The 5,034-nt window shown below is 69.0% G+C and carries 4 protein-coding genes and 1 tRNA gene; 4 read left to right on the top strand and 1 reads right to left on the bottom strand.

Going from position 1 to position 5,034, the window contains the following annotated elements; all coding sequences use genetic code 11:
- The first annotated feature begins 17 nt into the window (after nucleotides 1-17).
- Nucleotides 18-1,061 carry a hypothetical protein gene (locus FJ311_15770; GenBank protein MBM3952891.1) on the top strand — a complete coding sequence of 348 codons (1,044 nt, stop codon included), beginning with the start codon at nucleotides 18-20 and terminating at the stop codon, nucleotides 1,059-1,061.
- Nucleotides 938-2,524 carry a heme biosynthesis protein HemY gene (locus FJ311_15765; protein MBM3952890.1) on the top strand — a complete coding sequence of 529 codons (1,587 nt, stop codon included), beginning with the start codon at nucleotides 938-940 and terminating at the stop codon, nucleotides 2,522-2,524. The genes FJ311_15770 and FJ311_15765 overlap by 124 nt, the downstream gene beginning before the upstream one ends.
- A 72-nt stretch (nucleotides 2,525-2,596) precedes the next feature.
- On the opposite strand, the gene FJ311_15760 is transcribed toward FJ311_15765, so the two are convergent.
- Nucleotides 2,597-2,998, bottom strand: a complete 402-nt coding sequence (locus FJ311_15760; protein ID MBM3952889.1) for a hypothetical protein — start codon at nucleotides 2,996-2,998, stop codon at nucleotides 2,597-2,599.
- Between the two features lie 851 nt (nucleotides 2,999-3,849).
- Between FJ311_15760 and FJ311_15755 the strand changes: the two genes are divergently transcribed.
- Together FJ311_15755 and FJ311_15750 are read left to right on the top strand one after the other, a co-directional pair.
- Nucleotides 3,850-3,924: transfer RNA gene (locus tag FJ311_15755), tRNA-Thr, on the top strand.
- Between the two features lie 47 nt (nucleotides 3,925-3,971).
- Nucleotides 3,972-5,003, top strand: a complete 1,032-nt coding sequence (locus FJ311_15750; GenBank protein ID MBM3952888.1) for an FkbM family methyltransferase — start codon at nucleotides 3,972-3,974, stop codon at nucleotides 5,001-5,003.
- Nucleotides 5,004-5,034 lie beyond the last annotated feature (31 nt).

The raw sequence follows: 5,034 nt of genomic DNA, 5'->3' as shown, positions 1-5,034 counted from the left end.
GCTAATCTTGCCGGGTCATGGACGAAACTCCCAAGCCGACCGACGACAAGGGCCAGCCGGCCGACGACAAGGGCATGGGCAAGTCCGTCGCGACCCCGCCCCGGCCCGCGGTGGTTCTTCCGGCGTTTATTATCTCCCTGCTGGTCGTGGGCGCGCTCGCCGTGGCGATCGCGGCCACGCTGCCCCGCTGGCTGCCGTGGGTCCAGGCGCGACTCGCATCCCCTGCCGACCCGCCCCTCGATCCACGAGTCGCCGCGCTGGCAGCGCGCGTCAAGGCGCTGGAAGAGCGCGCGGGCGAATCCCCGCGCGCATTAACTGATGCGCCCCTATCGGGGCGCCCGTTGTCTGTTCCCACGCCTGCGCCGGCACCGCCGTCGATCATGGCGCCGCCGCCCGCCGCGCCGGCCGTCGATAAGGCGGCGTTCGACGATCTGGCCCGTCGCTTGGGCGAATCGGAGGCGCGCGCCGCCGATCTCGCGCGAAGGCTTCAGGCGGTCGAGGCGGCCGAAGCCAAGGCCGCCCGCGCCGACCCGATGGCGCCCGCGTTCGTCCTCGCCGTCGGCCAGCTGCGTGACGCGAGTCTGGCGGGCCGCCCGTTCGCGCGCGAACTCGATCAATTGCGCGAAATCGCCAAATCCCGCCCGGAAGCGGCCGAAGCGATCGAACGCCTTCGGCCCCATGCCGCCAAGGGGGTGCCGACCGCGAACGACATCAAGGCCCGTTTCGACGCCATGGCGCGCGCGGTGACGGTTGCGGCGCGCGGCTCCGGCGACGGAACCTGGACCGATCGCGCGCTCGCCCGGCTTTCGGCCATGGTCGCGGTGCGTCGCACCGACGAGCGCGCGCCGGCGGGATCGCCCGATGCCGCTCTGCGCGCGGCGGAACAGGCACTCGGGCGGGGCGACGTCGCGGCGGCGGCGGCGGCGATCGAGACTCTATCCGGCCCGGCCCAGGCGGCGGCGCGGGATTGGCTCGCGGATGCGCGCGCGCGCGGTACCGTGGATGCGGCGCTCGCCGATCTCCACCGGCGCGCGCTGGCGGCGCTCGCGGGCGGAAGCTGACCGTGTTCCGTTGGCTGCTTTATATCGTCGCGGCGGCGGCGTTGGTCGCGGCGGCGGTGTGGCTCGCCGACAACGCCGGAACGGTGACGCTCCATTGGCGCGGCTGGCGCATCGACACCTCGGTCGCCGCCTTGATCGCGGCGGGGGCGGCGGTGCTGGTGGCGGCGGGGGTTCTGCATCGGTTGTGGCTTGCCGTCGCGCGCGCGCCCGGCGATTGGCGCGAATCCTGGCGGCGTCGGCGGCGCGAGCGCGGCTACGAAGCGCTGACCCGCGGCATGGTCGCGATCGCCGCCGGCGACGCCGACGAGGCCCGCCGCCAGTCCCGCCGCGCCGAGGGCCTGCTCGACGAGCCGCCGCTGACCCTGCTGCTCGCGGCCCAGGCGGCGCAGCTTTCGGGCGACGAACAGGCCGCCGGTCGCTTCTTCGCGACCATGAGCGAACGCCCCGAGACCGAGTTTCTCGGCGTGCGCGGCCTGCTCGGCCAGGCGATCAAGCGGGGCGACCGGGCGGGCGCGCTCGAACTCGCCCGCCGCGCCTGGCGGCTCAGGCCCGACAGCGGCTGGGCGGCGGAAGTGATGTTCGATTTGGAAGCCAAGGAAGGCCGCTGGCGGGACGCCCGGGCCTCGCTCGCCGAGGCGGCGCGGCGCGGCGCGCTCGATCGGGGCATCGCGCGCCGGCGCGAGGCGGCCCTGCTGGTGGAAATCGCGCGCGAGGCCATGGCCGACGGACGTCACGACGAAGCCCGCGACTTGGCGGGCGAAGCGCACAAGCTCCGCCCCGATCTGGTCGCGGCGGCGGCGGAATACGCGCGCGCGTTACTCGCCGGGGAAAAATTCCGCCCGGCGGCGGATGCCGCCCAGACAATAATCCCGGCGCCTGCGCGACGCCGGGCTTTTTCATTGATGGCGCCTGCGCGCCGGGCGGGGGCGGCGATCGAAAAGACCTACGCGTTGGCACCCCACGCCGGGTTGGCCGATCTCTACGCGCACGCCCGGCGGAGTCCGGACGCGCTCGCCGCCGCCCGGGAGATACGGCAATTGACCGAGGGCCAACCGACACACCCGGAAAGCCTGTTTGCGCTCGCTCGCGCGTATGCGGCGGCGAAACTGTGGGGCGAGGCGCGTCGCGCAATCGACCAATTCGGCCACCGCCCGCCCGCCCGCGCCTGCCGCCTGATGGCGGAGATCGAGGAAAGCGAGCGCGGCGACATGAATGCCAGCCGGCGCTGGCTGATGCGGGCCAACGTCGCCGAGCCCGATCCGGCGTGGATGTGCGATTCCTGCGGCGCCGCCGCCGACGACTGGCGGGCGGCATGCGCGAAGTGCGGCGCGTTCGACACCCTGGAATGGCGGGCCCCGGCCCGCGTCGCGGCGCTGGCCGCACCGGAAGCTTCAACCGCGCCGCGGCTGGCGGCGGCGGATTCGGCAGGCGAATCGGGCTCCGCCTCCGTTCCGTCCTCTTGACCCGTTCAAACGAAAGGCGGCCGGGCAGTGCCCGGCCGCCGGTCGCGGAGTTCCCCGCGCGAGGCGGGGAACCTAAAGAAAAGCGAAGCGCCGATCTAACGCTTCTTCTTCTTGCCTTTCTTCGCAGCTTTCTTCCGTTTCGCCATGGTCGTTCTCCTTGCTGGCTGGTTGATGGCCGGACCCCCATCCGACCGATACGCTTGCCGCGCTCAGATCCTCCTGGTGGGGGTCGTCCGCGCTCGCGCGCGATTGTTGTTGGCGGCAATTCGATCCCCCGCCGACGAAGCGGCGGCGAAAGACGGCGGAGCAAACGCGGGCCTCGCGCGAGGATGCAACGTGCAATCGTTCCTGCCGGTTCCGGCCATCGAAAGCGATTTCCTTCGTTTCATCGCTTGACGCGATCTGCGGATCAAGTCGAATCGCCCGCGAATCGCTCCACGTCGTCAATAAACAGACATTTAAAAAACTTTTCAATCATTTTCGTCGAACGGCGTCGCGCCGAGTCGATTTCGAATCGCGCCGACGTCGATCGCGAGTCTCGACGACGCGTGTTTTTTGCCGTCGCGCGGGAACGGAACGTCGTTTCCGCGCGCGCGTGCGCGATGCGCGACGGGACGTTGATCGGAATTGCGCGCGCGCTGGCGCGGAACGATGCCGATCGGGTTCGGCCGGCGCCGATGGGCGCGCGGGCGGCGGCGCTTCACGGAGAAAAAAGCCCGGCGCGCGCGGCGCAAACGCGGCCCCGGGAACCGATATTATCTTTTAATATCAATTACTTGTAAAATGGCGCCATGTGAGACACATTCCGCGGGCGCGGCGCGGCGCTCGCGGCGACGATCCGCGCATGATGCGCGCGCGATTCGATTCTTGGTTCGTCGCGACCGGGGTGAAACGCACGCGAACGATGCCGCACGCACATTGCGAATCGACTCGTGCCGGCGTCGTCGCGCCGGATCGGCATGCGAGTGTCGGCGGTGCGCGTCCGCCGCTCGGCGCGACCACCGTCGGGGAGTCGGACGAAGCGTCGGCAAAGGGTTCGGAACGGGTCGGAAAGGGGTGAAAAATAGTTAACGCGTGCGAATCGGGGGGGCGATTCGCCGGCGGGCGAAACGTTAACGAATGAATCGCCGCCGAAAAAACGATTCTGTCGCGCGCGGAGACGACGTTGCCCCGCGCGGGATCGGAACGCGACCGATTGTCGATCCGCTTTCCTCCGATCGGGGAAGCGCGCGACGGCAAACGCGACCGTTCGCCGGGGCCTTCCGGCCCCGCCTTGCCAAGGCCGGGGCTAGGTCCTATTTTCCCGCCCCATCTTCGCCCCGCACGCCGGCGTAGCTCAGGGGTAGAGCAACGCATTCGTAATGCGTGGGCCGGGGGTTCAAATCCCTCCGCCGGCACCATTTTTCGTCGAATTTCACGGATTGAGGGCTGTCGGCAGGGCCAAGCGATGCCGTCCATCTTCCGCAAATCCTTTCGGCATCATAATCCCTTGCGAGCCACGTATTTGCCCCTGATCGCCCGGTTGCGGCGGATCGGATTCCACAAATACCGCCGCCGCCTGACGAAGCGGCTTTTCAAGAAGCCGGGACGTTGGTTGTTCGATGCCGCGTACGGGAGCGGCCTCGGCGGCACGGGGCGGATGGCGATCGATCTTCCGGGGGGTTCGCGCACATTTCGTTTCGACGGCCGCCATGGCCACTTCGGAATGGTTTACATGCATCCCGAGCACCTGCTGTTCGAGCCGGGGGTAGCGGCTCTGCTCGACGCCTTCGCGACCGGACCGAAAGTTTTCTACGATGTCGGCGCCAATTGGGGGATGCTGTCCCTGTATGCGGCGACCCTGCCCGGGTTCCGTGGGCCGATCCATGCCTTCGAACCCGTGCCGCTCGCGAGCCGCGATTTGATCGACATCGTCCGACAACTGGGCCTTGAATCGCGCATCGCTTGCCATGAGGTTGCCGCGTCCGATCGCGCGGGTACGGCACGCATGAAGCTTCCCTTGGCGGGCGATACGGGCTGGTCGAAGATATCGGACGACGGCGATATGGACGTTCGCGCCGCCCGTCTCGACGACATGGATCTGCCCGACCCCGATTTCATCAAGCTCGACGTCGAAGGCCATGAGTTTCAGGCGCTGTTCGGCGCTCGGGCGCGTCTGCGCCGCGCGCGGCCCCACGTCGTGCTCGAAAACTGGCTGGAACTCCAGACGCCGAACATCACCGCCGATCCGCTGAGGCTGCTCGAGGACGAAGGTTACGGCTTGTTCATCCCGTGCTGGCAATACGCGCGGAACGGTGCGCCGTTTCTGTGGCCCGACGCCCATCCCCCGACGCCGGAGCGGGATCAAACCTTCGTTCTGGTGCCCGTGACTTCCGAGCAGCGGTTTTTGATGTCCCGGCATCTCAGCGTGTACGCCTGTCCGTCCGAGCGAATGAACGAATTGAGGGCCGCGTTCGAGGAGATTCCCCGCTTGATGTAGGCTCGGCCGGGGTATCATCGGCCGGCCGAGC

The organism is Rhodospirillales bacterium (assembly GCA_016872535.1).
GTDB lineage: Bacteria > Pseudomonadota > Alphaproteobacteria > Rhodospirillales > 2-12-FULL-67-15 > 2-12-FULL-67-15.
Note: the sequence above shows the minus strand (reverse complement) of the source record. Positions and strands in the feature narration are given on the sequence as shown.

What these genes read in the sequence shown, in the direction of transcription:
- FJ311_15770 (MBM3952891.1), top strand. Translation starts at nt 18, where the DNA reads ATGGACGAAACTCCCAAGCCGACCGACGACAAGGGCCAGCCGGCCGAC.
- FJ311_15750 (MBM3952888.1), top strand. Translation starts at nt 3,972, where the DNA reads ATGCCGTCCATCTTCCGCAAATCCTTTCGGCATCATAATCCCTTGCGA.